This window comes from Pseudovibrio flavus, from assembly GCF_009711345.1.
GTDB lineage: Bacteria > Pseudomonadota > Alphaproteobacteria > Rhizobiales > Stappiaceae > Pseudovibrio > Pseudovibrio flavus.
The window spans coordinates 1-19,620 of the sequence record NZ_SMMA01000042.1 but is presented as its reverse complement, the minus strand read 5'-3'; the positions used below and the strand labels follow the sequence as shown (position 1 = coordinate 19,620).

The 19,620-nt window shown below is 51.7% G+C and carries 7 protein-coding genes; 6 read left to right on the top strand and 1 reads right to left on the bottom strand.

What is annotated here, in order from left to right; genetic code table 11:
- Positions 1-903 carry a peptidylprolyl isomerase gene (locus E1162_RS00825; RefSeq protein ID WP_155125646.1) on the top strand — a complete coding sequence of 301 codons (903 nt, stop codon included), beginning with the start codon at positions 1-3 and terminating at the stop codon, positions 901-903.
- A 28-nt stretch (positions 904-931) separates the two neighbouring features.
- Here the strand turns inward: E1162_RS00825 and E1162_RS00820 are convergent, their stop codons facing one another.
- Positions 932-2,896: a mechanosensitive ion channel family protein gene (locus tag E1162_RS00820; protein ID WP_257098544.1), complete on the bottom strand. Its 1,965-nt coding sequence runs from the start codon at positions 2,894-2,896 to the stop codon at positions 932-934.
- 233 nt (positions 2,897-3,129) lie between these two features.
- Between E1162_RS00820 and E1162_RS00815 the strand changes: the two genes are divergently transcribed.
- The 5 genes from E1162_RS00815 to E1162_RS00795 all read left to right on the top strand — a co-directional run bounded on the left by E1162_RS00815 (position 3,130) and on the right by E1162_RS00795 (position 19,543).
- Positions 3,130-15,699, top strand: coding sequence for a DUF642 domain-containing protein (locus tag E1162_RS00815; RefSeq protein WP_155125642.1), 12,570 nt, complete (start codon positions 3,130-3,132; stop codon positions 15,697-15,699).
- A 177-nt stretch (positions 15,700-15,876) separates the two neighbouring features.
- The gene (locus tag E1162_RS00810) at positions 15,877-16,755 is read left to right on the top strand and encodes a MurR/RpiR family transcriptional regulator (protein ID WP_155125641.1); all 879 of its coding nucleotides are present in this window, start codon (positions 15,877-15,879) and stop codon (positions 16,753-16,755) included.
- A gap of 32 nt (positions 16,756-16,787) precedes the next feature.
- Entirely contained in the window at positions 16,788-17,573 is a 786-nt protein-coding gene (locus E1162_RS00805; protein ID WP_155125639.1) for an ABC transporter substrate-binding protein, read from the top strand.
- Between the two features lie 114 nt (positions 17,574-17,687).
- Positions 17,688-18,821 (top strand): o-succinylbenzoate synthase, encoded by a 1,134-nt coding sequence (gene menC, locus E1162_RS00800; RefSeq protein WP_155125637.1) that lies wholly within the window; start codon positions 17,688-17,690, stop codon positions 18,819-18,821.
- Positions 18,818-19,543 (top strand): GNAT family N-acetyltransferase, encoded by a 726-nt coding sequence (locus E1162_RS00795; RefSeq protein WP_155125635.1) that lies wholly within the window; start codon positions 18,818-18,820, stop codon positions 19,541-19,543. The genes menC and E1162_RS00795 overlap by 4 nt, the downstream gene beginning before the upstream one ends.
- Positions 19,544-19,620: the final 77 nt, after the last annotated feature.

Below are 19,620 nucleotides of genomic sequence, written 5' to 3'. Positions count from 1 at the left end.
ATGGTCAACATCTACAAGAACCCGACGCTCGAAACACAGGGTGACTGCGGTTGTGGCTCCGCTGAAAGAGCCTGCTGTAAAGCCGATACCTCCCGCCCTTTGAGCGGACTGGGGGAGGTTGAGGTAAACGGCAAGAGTATCGCCGAAGAAGATATAATGCGCGAGGCTCAGCATCACCCATCTGACTCTCCTGGCGGTGCCTTGGCAGAAGCCGCTAGAGCCTTAGTCATACGCGAACTCCTGTTGCAGGAAGCTGCACGTTTAGGCGTTCGCCCTAGCGATCATGAAGATGACGAGGAGATGCAGCAGACCGATGAGGAGGCGCTTATCTCTGCGCTGCTGGAACAGGAGGTGATAGTGCCTTCAGCTAGCGAAGTAGAGTGCAAACGCTTTTATGAAAATAACCCGCAGAAGTTCTCTACCAGCCCTTTATACGAAGCGCGGCACATTCTGTTGATCGCTCATGTCGATGACAGCGCGAAAAGAGAAGAGCAAAGGCAAAAGGCGGAGGAACTTGTAGCCGTTTTGAAAGCAGAGCCACACCGATTTGGCGAATTTGCCGCTGAATACTCCGCTTGTAACTCTGCAAAGGACGGAGGTCGCTTGGGGCAAATAACGCGCGGCGATACCGCACCAGCATTTGAAAAGGCACTGGATGCAATGGATGTTGGTTCTATGAGCCAATACCCTATAGAGACCCAGTTCGGCTTCCATGTAATTGCGCTAGACAATAAGGAAGAGGGGCGGCTTCTTCCCTATGAGCAGGTCCAGTCACGCATATCCGAATGGCTGGAGGCTGGTAGCTGGACGAAGGCCGTGTCCCAATACATTGGCATTCTAGCAGGTCTTGCAGAAATTAAGGGCATAGAGCTGGAAAAGACTATGGGCCCGCTCGTGCAATAAAGAAGAAGATGGAACGCCCAAGGGCGTTCTACTCCTTCTTATCCGTATCTTCGTCATCTTCCTCCACATCAACGCCGCCAGAAAGAGGCTCCACCGCTTCTGCCTCACGTTCCTCGTCAGGGGTGATATTGGCAGATCCCTTGGGCGGATAATCGAGTGTGTCTTTGATCTCATCAAAATGTTTGCGATCAAACGCAGGAAACGGCAGTTTGCCTCGGCTCCGCAAGGTGCGAATGCTGCTCTCCGCCTTCTTGGTTTGTGTTTCATCAAGCCCGTCATCACGGCCCATGTAGAGCGTGGAGGACGGGAAGGCGAAGCCGGTTCCAGCTTCTTCAATAATGTCGATGATGCGCAAAAAGACATCTTCTCGGACAGCGTAAAACTCGTTCCACTCCTGAACCAGCGCATATATGCGAAGGTTGACGTGAAGAGATGAATCTCCAAACCCGAACAAACGCGTTCTCACTGTATCGCTGTCGATAGAGGGGTGAGCGATGCACATCTCGTTTATTTTCATCATCACATAGCGCAGTTGATCTGCTGAGGTCTCGTAGCGCAGTGTTAGCGTCTCGTTGATCATCATCACATCACACTTGGCCCAGTTGGTAATCTGCATATTGGCAAGCTGTGCGTTGGGTATAGAGATCACAGTTCGGTCCAAGGCCCGAACCTGAGTGGAGCGAATGCCGATGGATTCCACGATGCCGCCAGTATCCGAGAATATGCAGTAGTCGCCGACCCGAACCGGACGATCGATGTACAAAATGAAGCTGGCTATGAGGTTTTCCAACGTTGGCCGAATGGCAAGGGCGACGGCCAGACCTCCAATGCCAAGACCAGCCAGAAGGCTCATGACCGGTAGGCCTAAGTCCTGTGCTCCAACCCCAATGATAACAATGGCACCGGTTACGCCCAGAATGTGAGCAAGAAGGCGTAGCAGGTTGGCATCAAGGCTCTCCTCCTTGATATGGGGCGCCATAACAATTGCTTCGATAAGCGCATGAACGATAAGCCAGAAAATCCACGCTGCTATCAATGCCTGAAGGATGATTTCTGTTGTCTCGATATAGTTGGCGAAACGACCGAAGACATTGACCTCTAGAAGGAAAAATCCCCTGAGAAACGTAATGAACCCAAGCAAAAGCAAGGGAAGGATTAACCGCATCAGGTAGTTACTTAGCGAACGCTCATGCAGCTTGGAAGTTACAAAACGCTGTAGGAGCAAAATCGCTCCACCTACAATTATAACCGCTGTGAGCGTGACAAGTATCTTCCAAAGTGGAGTGTCCCACCACAGCACTTTCATAGGCGCTGGAATGCCTTGAATGAAGGCAGGTGGAAATAAAGGGCCTGCAAACTGGGGCAAATAGTTTACCCAGCTTTCAATATCCAGCCGTGTCTTTAACGGGTAGGTCGCAATACCGCGGGCAAAGCGGGGCGCGGTTATATGGGTAAGAGGCCCGAATAGATATTCGCCTTGTCGCTCTCCCTCTGACACCCGTCTCAGCTTTAGCGGGGTTTCGGGTATGCGGTAGGTGTCTTCCTTGAGTTCGGAGACCTTATCTATACCGGGTAATTTGCCTTGCGGTGGTGGCTCGATCCTTCCCAGAATATCGAGCACAAAAGCAATTGTTTCCAACCCTTCCTGACTTTGAAGCCCGCTCGGCACTTGGCTAAGATCAATGAGATTAACGAGCTGTGCCGCCAGTAGCCGCGCTTGGTCTGCCAGTGTGTCACTAGGGTTAAGGTTATAAGCCAGCAGTGTGTATTCCAGCTGCTCCCGTAATCGCCGGAAAGTCGCCATCGTGTCTTTGGGGCTATCCGTCTTGATCGGGGCAATGGAGACTTCAACATTCAAAATATCCTGCACCTCATGGGGTGGTGCAGAGAGCTGGCTGTGGGCCGGCGTGCTTTCAAAAAATACAGCAATGAATAGCGTGCAGACCACGGTCAAACAGGAGAGATACGGCGGCTTTGCCGTTTTGCTTCGCATTTTGCTAAAGTAATTTTGCATATTACTAAGCTTTTCTTCTAATTTATCTATCTATTGTATCTTATCACTCTTGTATTTTATGAGAGTTAACAGTGGTGTATGTCTTATTTGTCGATTTCATAAAGATAAATATGCTAATTAATATTGATATTATTCTGTCTGTATGGCGTATTTATTACGTAATCACTTCTGTGGTCTAAGAGGTGATCTTGGTCTTGTGAAAGATGTAACAGATGGCTGACACAAATAATAATAACGGTAGTACTGAAGACGCTCGCACCACACGAACCAACCAGACGACGGTACAGACAGTTGGTAATGCCTATTCAAACAGTGCATTCACCGACAGCGTACAAGGCGCGGAAACGGCTCGGGTGATCGATGTTGGATCGCTACTGGATTTCGATTTTTATCGTCAACATGCTGCATCAACTCAAGGCCAAGAGGGCGGTGCAGAACAGGGTGCGTCTTCAAACATCACCATCAACTTCGGCTTCCTGCCTCCAAGCGTATTGGCAAGTGTCGGCCTGCTTGGGGAGAACGGTGTCTGGACAGGAACCATAGAACAAGCCGAGCAACTTGAAATCGCCCTGCCATCCGATTTCGAAGGCATCGTTACAGGTCAGCTCCCATTGGAAGTTGATGGATCCATCAGTCATGGAAAATTTCACATTGATGTTGGGCCGGTTACGACAACAAACCTTCTAGCGGTTGATCCCTCGCTGGATGGACAAGGTGGCAATGTGTCCCTTGGAGACGTGCTAAATCTTCCAGAGCAGGACGCGACCGAGCTTGGAAATGCCGAGGGGCTTTCTGTTCGCCTGGGTGGCCTGTCTGAAGGTATGGACAGCGAAGATGGAACGTACCTTGGCGATGGCGTTTGGGAGTTTAGCGGTCTTTGGTCAGATCTCAGTGAGTTCACGCTGAGCTTTTCTGATGGGTACGATGCCTCTTCATCAATAACGGTTGAGATTACCAAATCCTTCGCTCATGGCTTCGAGGTGTTCATCCCACTTGAAGATTATGACGCAGTCGAAGGTGAGATCGAGGTTGGCGTAACGGGGGCCATGGACCTGAGCGGCTCTAAGCCTGCGATTATTGTAGGTGAGGGCGATGATGCTGGCCTTTCCATCCGTCTGGCAGACTATCTTGGCGCTCGCGTGACCGACGAAGATGGCTCTGAAGAAATCACCCGCATCGAAATTCGTCTGTCGGGCTTACCTGATGGCGCACGCCTTTCAGATGACGGCGGCGCCTCTTTTAACGCCGGTCAAATGTCTGGCGGCATCCTGACCTATGAGGGCGATGCAGATAGCTTTGCGAACCTCATCCTTTCCCTTCCGCCGGATTTTGCGACGGGAGCATCAGCGATTAGTGGCCTCTTTAGCGCCTACACCAACGAATACGGTCGTGGAACGCAGGGCTTTGATATCCGCGTAGCGCCGGAAGCAGATATTGAACTGTCGGCGCAAAATGTCGTCGCTCAGGAAGAAACCGGCGCAGGCGGTACAACGGTAGAACTCAAGATCGACGCTGCAATTACCGATGCGGATCTTTCTGAAGGTAATGCAGATACGCCAAACACGGTGACGATCATCTTTGATCGCCTGCCAGAAGGCACCACAGCAAATGGCGGTATCCTTGATGTAGATGGTCTGACATGGACAGGCTCGATCAATGAAGCCAACGCGCTCTCGCTAACGTTTCCGGAGGATTATTCCACCACCGCCAAGCAAGTGGCCTTTGGCGACAACCTGATAGTAAACGGCTCCTTTGAGCAGACACATGTAGGTGACACAGACTGGGGCTCCTTCACCGGCGGCGATGGCGTGCCGGGTTGGAGCGGTGAGCGGGTTGAGATCCAAAATACCCATTGGGGCCATAAGGCCTCTAACGGCTCGCAATGGCTAGAGCTTGATGCTGAACTTGGCGTTGATACCGTTTCTCAGGATATCCATACCGATGCGGGTACGCAGTACCAGCTCAGCTTTGATGTTTCGACCCGCTTTTTCAATTCCAGCACCTTTGATGTGAGTTGGAACGGGGAGGTGATTTCAACCGTTATTCCCGAAGGTCGGGAGTGGGAAACCATTACCCTTACTGTCGAGGGAACTGGCGGTGTAGACCGGCTCGCCTTTACCGAAATGGCCTCGCAAGATAGCTGCTTTGGTGCGTTCATCGATAATGTGAAGTTGTTCGAAGCAATCGTCATGGACGAAGCGCCTATCGTTATGCGCACAACCGTCCAGACCCCAGAGGGCGCAAAGCGAACCACGACGACGCTGGAAGTCAAACCAACCCACGATATCGTCATTGATCAGGAAGCAGAAATCTTTCAGGAAACGGACGAGGCACTGGTCCTATCCCTTTCAGAGATAGTGTCTGTTAAGTCAACAGATGCTGACGGCTCCGAGATAATCGAGAGCATCACCATCAACCTAAATGGCTTGCCTGATGGTACGCTCGTAAGCGCAGGTACACTTCAGCAAAACGGGTCATTCTCCTTTACCGGCACGACAACTGAATTCGCGTCTTTGACGATTATGCTGCCCAAGGATTATTCAACGCAAAACCCAGCAGCGCAGATTGTTGGTACGGTTTCCGCTAAATCCAACGAAGGCCAAACAAGTGCTTATCCAGTGTCCATCACAGTTGAAAGTGAAGGGGATATAGCCCTTTCCTACAGTGATGCGATGACAATGGACGGCGAGAGCGCAACCATTGCCTTGAGCGAAACGGGCACTGGTGATCAGCGTTTGGAAATCGTGCTTTCTGACTATCTTGAGGCTGCTGCGACAGATGCCGACCTTTCAGAAAGTCTGATTGATTATTCTGTCTCCCTTACAGGTCTACCGGCTGATTTCGAGTATTCGACAGATGGTGGCGTTACTTTCCAAAAGGCGACCGTAGAGAACGGAGAATGGTCGTTTACTGGCCCTGCTAGTGACTTTGCTGACCTCGTGGTGTCGCTACCGCCTGACTATTCAACAACCTCTCCCAATGCGCCGATTTCAGGAAGCTTTGCCGCCACTACAGATGAAGGCGGGCAAGCGTCTATTCCGTTTGGCGTATCGGTAGAGCATCAGGCCGATATCTCAATGAGCGCCGATGATAGCGCGGGTACAGAAGATAGCAGCGGTGTTGGGGCTTCGGTTCATCTAGGTTTGAACTTTGCAATCACCGATCGCGACCTATCTGAGGGCGATGGCGATACACCCGATACCGTGCGGATTGAATTCGATCGCCTGCCGGATGGAACAACCGCGAATGCGGGTAATCTTGACGTAGACGGTTTGAGCTGGACAGGATCAGTCAACCAAGCAAATGCGCTCACGCTAACGTTTCCGGAGCACTATTCCAGCACCCATGAGGTCGTTCTAAAGGGCGGGAACCTGCTTACTGATGGTTCTTTTGAAGCGCCGGACGTTGGCCAACAAGGTTGGGCAAGTTTTGAAAATGGTGATGGCGTAACCGGCTGGCAGGGTGAGCGCATCGAAATCCAGAAAGAGCATTGGGCACATGACGCCAGTGAAGGGCGCCAGTGGCTGGAGCTTGATGCAGAACGTGAAGTCGATAGCGTTTATCAGGATGTCCAAACGGAGCGCGGTACTGATTACCAGCTATCTTTTGACGTTTCTACGCGTTTCTTGGAAAGCAGCGGTTTCGAAGTTTCGTGGAATGGTGAGCTTGTCGAAACTGTTGAGCCAAGTGGCCGCGACTGGACAACAGTGACGCTAACAGTGCAGGGCACGGGCGGTATGGACCGGCTGGCCTTCACTGAGCTCGAACATCAAAACGATGCTCTGGGCGCCTTCATAGACAACGTGCAGCTAATTGAGACGGAACTGGTGGAAACCGGTCCAATCACGCTGAACAGTACGCTCACAACCTCTGAAGGTTCAAACACCATCACCTCGACCGTCGAGGTTATCGCTACGCAGGATATCGCTTTTGATGGTGATACCGTAGCGCTTGCTGAGACCGATGATACTGTCACGTTTACTCTATCTGACTACGTGAAGGTCGGAATTGAAGACACTGACTTCTCAGAGGTGCTGGAAACGGTCACCATCAAGATCGATGGTCTGCCTAGTGGGGCGACAACCTCGCATGGCCAAATCGACGGAGCGGGTACGCTCACGTTTGAAGGAACGTTACAAGACTATCTTGACCTAGCAATCTCTTTGCCGAAGGACTTCTCAACCCAGAACCCCGCAACAAGTATCGCAGGTACAATCACCGCAAAGTCAAACGAAGGCCAAGGAGACCTCCACGCCTTCTCGATCACCGTTTCTCAAGAAGCGGACCTCTCACTCGACTACACCGACAATGTTTTGCAGAGTGACGAAGGTGCGTTTATCCGCCTAGCCCATACAGATACGCAGGGGCAAGAGATCGAGCTTCGAATTGAAGATTACTTCATACCTCAGGCGATCGATATCGATGGATCTGAAAGCCTTACGACCATCTCGCTTAGCCTTGGTGGTTTGCCTAGTGGTAGCACGTTTTCTACCGATGGCGGCCAGACCTATCTGGATGGTGCGATAACAAATGGTGAGCTGAACTTCACTGGTTCGGCTGAACTCTACTCATCGCTCGTATTGTATCTTCCGCCTGTTAACTCTTCGTCTCAGCCTTTTGAAATTACAGGTGATTTGATCGCTCGCACTGATGAAGGCGGCGTTGAGAGCTTACCGATTAAAATCGTCAACGACCGGATCATTGAGGATGCTGTCACGCAAGAAGACGCGGACGGGGTTGGCGTTAGTGTCGACGTCGGTTTCTCCGTTTCAAGCGCGCATGTTGGTGAGATCGGCGATAACTGGGATACGCCAAACACGGTGACCATCAAGTTCGACCGTTTACCGGAAGGCTCGAGCGTCAATACCGGATACCTTGATGCCGATAGTCTCAGCTGGACCGGCTCAATCAATGAAGCCAATGCCCTTGAACTACAGTTGCCTGAGGATTTTGCCACCAATAACTTCTACGAGGTGAACGGCGAGAACCTGATCGTCAATGGCTCCTTTGAAGACGCGGACTTACAAGGCAGGTCTTGGGGGTCATTCGACGAAGGTGAAGGCGTTGCAGGCTGGCAGGGTACGCGTATTGAAATTCAGGACGAGGGCCTTGGTTACTACGCAACAGATGGCCGCCAATGGCTGGAACTTGATGCAGAGCGTGAAGTCGACACGATCTATCAGGATGTGCAGACCACAGAAGGCGCGCTATACGAGCTGAGCTTCGACGTATCAACACGCGTTTGGAACTCAAGTAATTTCGAAGTTGCGTGGAACGGTGAAGCGCAAACAACCGTTATTCCTAAGTGGGGAGAAGGCTGGACCACGGTTACCTTGCAGGTCGAAGGAACCGGTGGCCTTGATCGCTTGTCATTCACTGAAGATGCTAGTCAAAACAATGCCTTCGGCGCACTTATTGATAATGTGGTTCTACGCGAGCTAGAGGTGATCGAAAGCAAACCAATCGAATTGGAAACGACCATTGATGGTGAATTCGGTCCTTTGCAGTTCACTTCATCAATCTCGGTTACCCCGACAGAAGACATCGATATCATCGCGAATGATATCTTGTCGAATGAGACTGATGCTCCTGTCGTCATTCGTCCCGCAGATAGTGTTTCCGTGCTTACAAGCGATAGTGATGGTTCTGAAACCCTTGAAAGCATCACTGTGAAGTTCAGCAACCTGCCAGATGGCGCAATCATATCGGATGGTTCCGCTGACAGTGGCGGCGGTTACACATTCACAGGCTCGCCAGCAGAATTTGCAGCACTTACGTTTACGCTGCCTACAGACTTTGCGACAGAAGGACAGCAACCGCATATCGTTGGAGATGTAAGTGCCATCTCAAATGAAGGGCAAAGTACGGTCCACCGCTTCTACGTCAAAGTGTTCGTAGAAGGCGACGCCGAGGCCGCTTACACCGACAATGTTGACCAATCCGGAGATAACGCAAACATCGCTCTAGCCGAGACAGATAGCGGCTCTGAAGGTTTGGATATTCGGCTTGCTGACTACTTTGTTGCAACGGCCACGGATCAAGACGGGTCAGAGAGCGTGAGCGCTCTTCAGTTCACCATTGATGGGCTGCCGCAGGGAACGCTATTTTCGCAAGATGGTGGATTAACATTCGATAGCGCGTTGATAGAAAACGGCGTGCTTAACTACTCAGGCTCGGGCAATCCGCTTGAACAGCTTGTCCTTAAGCTGCCAGCTGATTTTTCGACGACAAATCCGCAATCGCAGATTTCCGGTAGTTTCGCCTTCCAGACAGATGAAGGTGGTTATGATGGCCTGCCATTCACGATCACGGTTTCTGATGAGCCTGATTTGGTGCTTGCCGTGCAGGATAAAACGACCTTTGAGGATGCATCAGGGCAGGGTGTAACACTTGATCTAGGGATCAACGCCGCAATTACCGATGCTGATGGTTCGGAAGGAACGAACAGCACTCAAGGTGCTGTCACCATATCCTTCAGTCACTTGCCTGCCGGCGTAATTGCCACCACAGGAACGCTGGATATCGGCGAGTTAAGCTGGACAGGTACGGCAGCAGAGGCGTCGGCTCTGACGCTCAAATTCCCTAGTGACTACTCCACCACGAGTGGCGTGGACGGAGAAATCGAAGGCCCAATCAACTACTCCGTTACCATCACTAGCCCAGAGGGGCAGGTCACCAAGGACGCGTCGATAACAATTCAAGAGCGTCAGGATATTGAAATCCAAAGCCAGAACCTTGCGTTTGTTGAAGATGACGCTGTGCTTCCGCTAAACCTTTCTGCTGCGATTACCGATAGCGATGGCTCCGAGGAGTTTTCTGGGCCGATTCGCGTTGAGTTTACGGATCTGCCGGATGGTACGCAGGTAAACACTGGCGTTCTTGATAGCGATACCGGTGTTTGGCAGGGTACGCCCGCTGAACTGCAAACCCTTGCACTCTCCAATTTGCCCGAGCATTTCTCCGGTATCATTCCGGCCAAGGTGGTAGCAACGTCCAATGAAGGCCAGCATTCGCAAACCTTCTCCATTGCTGTTGTGCCAGTACCAGAGCCAACACTGGATATGACAGTGACAGCCCACTCTCAAGATGGGCAGACCCACATCGTCAAAGAGGACACTCCGTTCACGATTGGCTTGACTGCGAATACTGTTGATCAGGATGGCTCTGAAACCCTCACTAAGCTCGTGATTGAAAACCTGCCTGATGGCTGGATCGCTGCAAATGATGAAGGTGTTGTCGATCCTTCAGCATTCTCGCAAGGCGGTGGTTCTATCTCGGTAGCCATTTATGATGGTTCAACCGGCACGCTCACTCTCGAATTTACAGATGGCTTGCATAGCTGGGATGGGGCGTTGACGCTGACACCGAGCGGCGGAACCAGCCTTGATATTGGTTCTCTGATGGGCGGCGAACTCACAGCCACACTTACAGTGACAGATACAGCAAGTGGGCTGGATGATGTTCAAGGCACAGCCGCACAGAGTGCTGATATCGATGTTGACGCGGTGGTTGATGATCCGTCGCTGGCAGTTCAGGACAGAGTGCTCAACGAGGATCTGGATTCATCGGCCAATTCCAAGCTTCGGATCAGATCGCTCAGCCTTGGTGATAAAGATGGCTCCGAGAAGTATGGCGATATGGTCATCACCATCACGGTGGATGAAACCGCTTCAGACAACTTCTCTATTGCAGACAGCGTAACGCTTTATTCGTCCGTTGGTTCCAGCCGCGGGACAATTGAGCTGCTTAGCAGTGATGCTTCCCATGCGACCTACAAAATCACACAGCCGGACGGCGCAAGTGATAGCCAGTTCGAGGGCTTCGTAAAGAACCTGCGTATTTCCTATCCGCAAAACTTTAGCGGCAAGTTCAGCGCTGATGGTACGCTGGATGTGTATGAGACTGTCGCCTCCGGCGACAAAGAATACGATCTTACGGACAACGCAACGCAGATCAGTTTCGATACCACCATAACCGTTCAGCCAATCGCAGAGGCTGACCTCACGATTGCGATTGAACCAGCCTCTGACGGCTTTAATGAGACGCCGCTCGACGATCCGTTCGCCAGCGTTTCGGCAACAGTCGGCGACACGCCGCCAACGGTGGAAATTTTCGAAGATAGCTCATTCACACTCAAGATCAGCGCATCCACGCCTGATAGGGATGGGTCTGAGGAAATTAGCTCGATTACGATCCAGAACGTCCCGAACCTTTGGTTTAGCTATTCTGTAGAAGGTATTGTAGATACGTCTATTTTTGGCGATCAGGGAAGTTCCATCGAAACTGCTACATATAACGAGCAGACGGGTGAGTTGAAGCTTGAGTTCACTGACAATGTGGAGAGTTTCGAAGGCTCGTTACTGCTCACTCCAATCGCTCATGATGATCGAGATGTAGACGCCGTAGACGGCCTTGAAGGGCAAGACAGCAGCGGCTTCTTCGGTGACATCAACGTAACCCTGACCACGCGCGATGTACGCAGCGAAGCAGGCGATGTGTCCAACGAGAAGTCTGTATCTGTTGGCATCGATATCGATGTTGAAGCGGTCAACGATGTTTCCGCGCTACCAGATGCATTTGCTGTGTCGGAGGCCGTTGTGGATGCCGCTGGCGGCTGGGTGGATATTCCACTCTTCCCGACCAATCCGGATATCGAAGGCTCGGAGACAATCGAGACCCTCGGTATCTACGGCATACCAAAGGGCGTGGTGGTGTTCTACCGTGGTGAAGACGGTGACCTGCATCCTGCCAAGTTGATTGCAGTCGATTTCTCGACCGGAATGACAGATTGGGCTTTGGAAAATGGCCAGTGGGAGGGTGCGGTTCTTCGCGGTATTCCTCAACACTTCTCCGGCGTTCTAACTGCCAACCCGAATACCGGAGAAGTGGAGCGCAGCACCGATGGATCGACTTCCATTACTGCTCGAGTGCTCACCCGCGAGATCAATGATCTGGAAACAGGTCAAACGGAAACTGGAGAGCTACGAATTACGATTACACCATCCGTTGATGGCGGTAATCCGAACCAGTCCTTCAATGTCCTTGAAGACACGGCCTTCAACCCGAATATCGACGGTAACCTCATCGATAAATCTGATGGTTCGCCGGAAGAACTTACGGGCGATGTTACTATCACTGTTCCTTCACAGCTTCTCTCCGTCGATGGAAGGGAAATCCGTTTCTTCCTTGGTGATCCAGAAGAAAACGGGCAGGAGATCTTCGCAGATGGCGCTGGCGTGCTCACAGTGGATTCTGCAGACATCGGCGATCTGTTTATTCTTCCGCCGAAGGATAGCAATGAAGACTTCTCGCTCGGTATTACTTTCCATGTGCGCGAGGCGACCGACCCAGATGGCCCTGTGAAGACGGAAAGCGGCACTCTCTCGATTGATATGAAGGGTGTTGCAGATACTCCGCTCGTGTTCGTTCCAGAAGGGGGTGAATCCGAAGCTTATGTGGGCACCGATCAAGGCGCGTTTGTTCTTGATACGAGCACGGGAGGCGCAGATGGCGCAGCCACGCGGCTTGGCGGACTGATGACGGAGATGATGCCGGACCAGATAAACTTTGATGGTTCGGAAAATCTCTACTTCATCATCACTGGTGACAGCCTTTCTACCATGGCCCAGCAAAGCGGATCGATTCAGGCTCCTCCATCTGTCAGCTTTGCAAATGGTATCGATACAGGTGCTGGTGCCGTTATCGTATCTGCAGCAGACATAGGAAACCTTAGCTTCCTGCCGGTCGATGTCTCTGAAACGACAGATTACAAATTCACTTTGAATGCAGTAGTGGTCGAAAATGACGAGCAAATCCCAACCGGCACTAACATTGTCGATGCAAGTGCGTTGCACGGCGTTTCTATCGCCTCTGCCGACTTTTATGTGCGCGTGAGCGATGCTGGTAATTTCGGCGGCGGTGAGCCTGTCGTCTATGATCTGCCCGATCCGCCAGACGTCACGCTTTCTCCGGTTGTGGGAACGGAAGATGAGGAAGCGTCCTTCACCATTACGCTCAACAACTATGACGGCGACTTTAGCCAGATACCGCGTGAAGGCTCAATCGAGATAACCGGTATCCCAAAAGGCTCGGTTGTTAGGGCTGAGCCAGCGGATGCGATTTCCTACAACCCGATAACCGGTTCGTATTTCGTCAATCACGCGGTGGCAGACGAGGCAACGACATACTACGTGAGTTATCCGGAGCATATGTCGAGCGCAGATACACCGCACGACGGTCTGGATACACTGTCAGTGACCGGTCGTTCCCTTCATGCCCAGTCTGGGCAGATGGAAGCAGTAGAGTATGTCACCAGCGTTTATATCGATCCGGTTGCCGATGGCCCAACCGTCACCATCCACTCTGGCGGTGGCTTTGAGGATACGTTGATACCGATCACGTTCTCCTCAGCGCTCGTAGATCCCGGAGAAGAGCTGGACACAACAATGCAGCTCTCACTCGATGCATCTCAAGGCGTCCTTGCTGATGTAGATGGTGTGCCTCTAACGCCGGTAAGCAGTGGTGGAGGTCAACTCGTCTATGAGGTTTCATCAGACCTCGGCAGCCTTAACCTGTTGCCTACGCTGCACCGGCACGGCGACGTTCCAATTTCAGTCACGGCAACAACACGTGAGCCAAATGGTGACCAGTCAAGCGCAAGCGCTACGGTTAACGTGCATGTGGAAGCTGTTGCGGATGTCGGCATCATTGAATTCGACCAGTCACTCGTGAATGAGAACATGGGCGGCGAACTTCTTCCAGTTGTTGTTGGCGTAGAAGATACGCCGCTTAATCTGGAAAGTGTGATTGCAACATCGACGCCGGATCAGGATGGTTCGGAAGTCTACAACATCACGCTACTGGGTGTGCCGGACTATTTGAGCGTCAATGTCGGGACCGACAACGGGCTTGATGAGAATGGTCTTCGCAGCTTCACCATGACGCCGGAAGAGTACTCCACGCTGGAAATCGGCTTTAAAGAAGCCAACAGCTATTCTGGCACTGGTGATATTCCGTCCCAGCTTCGTCTTTCCATCAAGGTGAATACGCTGGAGCTATCAAACGGCGATACGGAATCTGCAGAGTCCGCGTTCATCTTCAAGGTACTGCCTGCAGCGGATACACCAACCATTAGCGTTGCGGATGCTCAAGGCAATGAGGATCAGCCTATCAGCTTGGTCATCTCGGCAGAGGTGAGCGACGCACAAGAGGTTATTTCTCACTACATCATCAGAGAGATTCCTGAAGGCGGGCAGATACTGGTGAATGGTCAAAGCGTGGCGACGGGACCGCAAGAAGCGAGTATCCCTGCAGGTAGCATTGGCTCCGCCCAGTTCTTGCCGCCAGCTGATGCGTCAGGTGACTTCACACTGAAAGTTGTTTCGGTAGCACAGGAACCCAATGCTGATCCTGCTTCGCCCTACGCCTTTAAAGAGTCTGATGCAGCTGATTTGACTGTCAGCGTTGATCCGCAAGTGGACGTGGATTTGGCAGTAAGCGCGGAAAACGCGGCTCAAGGAGATGGAAACACTCTTATCGAGCTTGATGTTTCTGCGGCGGTCACTGACCAGACTGGCCCAAATGTCGAGACGCTGGAAGAGGTGACAATCACCTTCAGCAACTTGCCGAGCGGGACGACCTTTAACAGCGGCACCTTTGATCAAGGAAGTCAGTCGCTCACGTTATCGCGATCCTCCTTCGGTTCGGAGCAGGCCTTTGTCAGCTCCCTCAGTGCCATTGCTGCAATTTTGCCAGCAGCCTTCTTCGGTACCGTAACAGGGCAGGCGCAGGCAACCACCAGTGAAGGCACATCCGATCCTGTTGGCTTTAGCTTCAATATCAATGCAAAGCCGGTGAGTGATGAAGATGTGAGCCTAGACCGATCCGGCCTGAGCGAGTTTACAATCACGCAAGACGAACTGCTTGCGACGTTCAGCGATCCAGATTCTTCCGATCTTGCCGTCCGTGACTTGGAAATCCTGTCTGGGGATGCGGCCATAACGCAGGTTCAAGGTTCGGCGGCGTGGACTGTCAGCCTAAACGGCGGTGTGGAGGGCGACTTGGTCCTATCTTATTCCGTTACCGACGGCGAGGACGTTGCAGCGTTTGCTCAAGCAACTGCAACGGTCTCGGTCGATAATACCGTGTCTCTCACAATGTCTGAGACAGGCGAGACCATCATTTTGGAAAGCGGCGTAACAGCGGCTATTCTGGATGATGTTTCCGGCTCGGCACAAACCTACGATACAGCGGTTGGTAGCGATGAGGACGAGGCCGTTGTTGTTACGCAATCGCGTGATTACGATGAGGTGGACGCATTCCAGCTCATGGGCGGGCAAGACCTTGTTGACCTCAGTCTAGCCTCCGAAGGTTTCGTTGTTGATCTGGGATCCGGCAATGATATGGGCATCGGATCCGCTGGGAATGACACGATGTTCGGCGGCGCCGGTTCAGACGTTCTTTCTGGTGGTGCTGGTCAAGATACTCTTTATGGCGGTACTGGTGCTGACAGCTTCGTCATCTCCAATCTGGATGCTGTTGACGCAATAGCGGACTTCAGCGCAGCCGAAGGTGACGTGGTTGACCTAACCGGATTGTTCGAAGTCTCTACGGACGTGAGTGACTACGTGCGCTACGACAATGAAACCGGAGAGCTAAGTGTCGATAAAGACGGTGCGGAAAATGGAGCGGACTTTACCCTTGCCGCGACCATGGACATGATTCCAACCCGCGTTGTTGTTGAGATCGATGATGGCTCTAACGATGGAAACGTCGTCATCTAATGTAACGGGAAGGGGCGTTTCAGCCCCTTTCTCTCATTTTGGCTAGGCTTTTCCCAAAATGCACCTTTATACTGTGAACTCAATCTTGCCCTTTCGGGTGATATTTAATTTTCTCCATTGCAGTTCTGAAAGAGATCTTTCAATTTAGGTGGGTAAATATACCTATCGGAGAATTGCTTGTCTCAAACGATTCAATCCTTACTTGAGGAAGCCTGTGTAGGTGGCTCCAAAGCAGATAGGGCATTGGCCAACTATATGGTCAGCGCATTTGCAGAGCTTCCTTTTGAAACTGCCTCGAGTATTGCTTCCAAGGTACAAGTGAGTGAAGCCACCGTTGGTCGGTTCTGCCGGTCTATTGGCTTCAAGAGCTTCAAGGATCTCAAGTCCCAGCTTAAACCGGAAATCAATGGTGGTCCGTGGCTCGTAAAGGAGCATCTGGCTGAGCTGCGTAGCAGTCAAGCAGCCGGTTCCTACGACCTTTCCAAAGGCATGGAATTGGAAATCGCGTCGCTTGTTAAAATCTACCAGATGACAGCGACTGAGCCTTGGAAGAGGGCCGTTGGGCGAATGGCTTTTTGTGACAAGGTTTTTATCGCCGGTTTCCAGACAGAGCGTGGGCAGGCCCAGTACTTGGCACACCAGCTTCAGTATCTTCGCGATGGTGTTGAGCTGCTTGATTTAAGTTCGGGCAACTTTACCGAACTTCTCTTGTCTGAAGGTGACAATTGCCTCGTTATCTTCGAGGCCCGCCGCTACTCCCGCCTCGCCAAGGTTCTTCTTACAGAAGCCGCTGAACACGGCATTCCGGTAACTCTTATAACCGATGTGTTTTGTGATTGGGGCGGCGAGGGCGCCAGCGAGATTTTTCGAGTGCAGACCCAGTTCAATCAATTCTGGGATTCTACCGCCCATATGGCAGTTCTTACCAATCTGCTGATGAACGGCATTTTCATGAAGCTTGGACCGGAAGTCGAAACACGGCTGAAGAAAACGGCAAAGCTCTATCAAAGTTTCACCGGTCATGTGGGGGACCCCGCAGGCCAGCTGAAAACCTAGTAATCCAATAATTTTATAAGGAGGGGTACTTTATGTTTAATCCTATTAACTTGAAGAGTGTCTTGGCAGCGGGCCTTCTAGCTGCTGTTGCAGGTTCTCCTGCGCTTGCTGAAAAACTTCGCCTTGGTACGGAAGGGGCATACCCTCCATTCAACTATGTTGAAGCCAGTGGCAAAGTAACCGGCTTTGATGTTGAAATCGGCCTTGAGCTTTGTAAGCGCATCGGCGTTGAGTGCGAGATCGTTACTCAGGATTGGGATGGCATCATTCCAGGTCTTGTAGCTGGCAAGTACGACTTCATCATCGCATCCATGTTCATCACTGAAGAGCGTAAGAAAAAGGTCGATTTCTCTGATCCTTACTACCTCGCTGCAATGACCCACGTGGTGCCAAAAGGCTCTGATATCACAAGCTTCACCAACGCCTCCCTTTCTGGCAAGGCTATTGGTGTTCAGTCTGGTACCACTCAGGCAGATTACGCAGAAGCGATGTATCCAGATGCGGACGTTCGTCTGTACCCGTCTCAGGACGAGGTAAACCTTGACATGGCAAACGGTCGTCTGGACCTTCAGGTTGGCGATATGCTGCCGATGCTTGACTGGACCACAAAGACAAACGACGGTTCCTGCTGTGCTCTCGCAGGCGAGCCAATCACTGATCCAGAGTTCGTAGGCGACGGCGTTGGTATCGCGCTTCGTCAGGAAGATGACGAGCTGCGTGAAAAGCTGAATGCAGCGCTGAAGGAAATCCGCGCTGATGGCACATATCAGGCCATCAACGACAAGTACTTCGACATCGATGTTTACACGATGAAGTAATTGAAAAAAAAAACGTCGCGGCGGTCGAAACTCTAGGACCGCTGCGGCCCTTTGCATTATAACTCCCCAAAACCGCACGACGACGCGCCATACTTTTAGTAAAAAGCAATGACCATGACGTTTCCATCCCTTCGGCAGGGCATCCTTATTGAAAGCGCTGAACTACATATTGTTCGGCTTCCGCTTCTTACGCCATTTGTTATTTCAACCGGAACGATGACCCACAAAGTGTTCCCGCTGTTGATCCTAAAGGGCGAGGGACTTGAAGGGTATGCCGAGGCGGTGATGGATCCGCTTCCTGATTATCTCGAAGAAACGATTGCAGGAGGTATGGCCTTCTTTAAGGAAGCGCTCGTACCGCAGATAATTGGTAAACGCTTCTCATCACCCCAAGAGCTCGCGCCGATATTGGATCCGTGGCGTGGCAACCGCATGACCAAAGCCATGGTGGAGATGGCGTTCTGGGACCTCTGGTCCAAGAGCCTTGGCATTTCTCTAAAAGCTGCCATCGGCGGAACGCGGGATGCTGTGGATGTTGGGGTTAGCCTCGGCATTGCCAGCCTTGATAGAACGCTTGAGCGCGTTGAGGCCGCCGTAGAGCAAGGCTACAAACGCACCAAACTAAAGATCGCAAAAGGTCATGACGTTAAACTCGTTGAGGGTATCCGAAAGAACTTCCCTGAAATTAAGCTGACCGTTGATGCCAATACAGATTATGGCCTTGAGGATCTCGCAGTTCTTCAGCAGCTAGACGAGTTCAAGCTTGACTATATAGAGCAGCCACTTGCTTATGATGATATCTATGACCATTCCAAGCTGCAAAGCGCGTTAAAAACAGCAGTGTGTCTTGATGAAAGCATCCGTACTGTGAAGGATGCGCGTATGGCGCTTGAGCTAAAAGCAGCACGCGTCATCAATATCAAGGTAGGCCGCGTTGGCGGTATTTCCATTGCTCGCTCTATTCATGATGTATGTGAGGCCTTCGGCGTTCCTGTGTGGTGCGGCGGAATGTTGGAAAGCGGCATCGGCCGCGCTCATAACATCCACCTAGCCACACTGCGCAATTTCAGTAAGCCGGGTGATACCTCTAGCGCGAGCCGCTATTTCCAGCGCGATATCATCAACGAACCGCTTGAAGCTTCTAGTGGCCAAATGCCAGTACCAAGCAATGGCGCGGGAATTGGGGTGACCCTCGACAAAGACTATCTAAAAAAAGTCTCCGAAAGTGTAGAGGAGTTCAAAGCATGACCTTGACTGCATCCTCTATAGTCTTTCGTGAGCTTGAGAGCGTCGCCGAACTAAAAGAATCCGAGCAGCTTCAGCGTGACGTCTGGGGTGAGGATGATATGCCTGATAACTCGGATATTATGCTCGCGCTTCAGCACGCTGGTGGTCTTGTTGCCGGTGCGTTTCATGAAGATCACATGCTGGGCTTCCTTCTCGGCTTTCCAACAAACGATGCAAAGGTCCAGCACTCCCACCGTCTGGCGGTCCGTGTTGAGGGAAGGGGCCTTGGCCTTGGCGAGAAACTCAAGTGGTTCCAACGTGATTGGTGTTTGGATCGAGGGATCGAGAAGATCCACTGGACTTACGATCCTATCCTTCGCGTTAATGCTTCGCTGAACATCGGGCGTCTTGGTGCGACTGCCGGTACATATCACGAGAACTATTACGGCGAGATGCCGGGCATCAATGCAGGCGTGCCTTCCGATAGACTGCTTGCAGAATGGGATCTGAATGAAGAACGCGTAGCAGCGCGCAAGTCTAATGCTGACTTCTGGAAAGAGGAGAAGCTTGACCACTTTGCTCTTGTGACCATACCTGAGCAGTTCGGCGCGGTTATGAAACGCGATCCGGATGAAGCCCTCTCAGAGCGCATTAGGGTGCGTAATGAACTCCAAGGGCACTTTACCAACGGAAACCGGATCGTGGGTTTCAATAGTGAAACCAGCTCCTACCTAATTGGATAGGGCCTTCGTCCAGGTCACATCGGACCTGTGATTTGCCTCACAGGTCGCCCTGTTGAAATTCTTGATTTGTTAATAGT

What these genes read in the sequence shown, in the direction of transcription:
- E1162_RS00825 (WP_155125646.1), top strand. Translation starts at nt 1, where the DNA reads ATGGTCAACATCTACAAGAACCCGACGCTCGAAACACAGGGTGACTGC.
- E1162_RS00820 (WP_257098544.1), bottom strand. Translation starts at nt 2,896, where the DNA reads ATGCGAAGCAAAACGGCAAAGCCGCCGTATCTCTCCTGTTTGACCGTG.
- E1162_RS00815 (WP_155125642.1), top strand. Translation starts at nt 3,130, where the DNA reads ATGGCTGACACAAATAATAATAACGGTAGTACTGAAGACGCTCGCACC.
- E1162_RS00805 (WP_155125639.1), top strand. Translation starts at nt 16,788, where the DNA reads ATGTTTAATCCTATTAACTTGAAGAGTGTCTTGGCAGCGGGCCTTCTA.
- menC (WP_155125637.1), top strand. Translation starts at nt 17,688, where the DNA reads ATGACGTTTCCATCCCTTCGGCAGGGCATCCTTATTGAAAGCGCTGAA.
- E1162_RS00795 (WP_155125635.1), top strand. Translation starts at nt 18,818, where the DNA reads ATGACCTTGACTGCATCCTCTATAGTCTTTCGTGAGCTTGAGAGCGTC.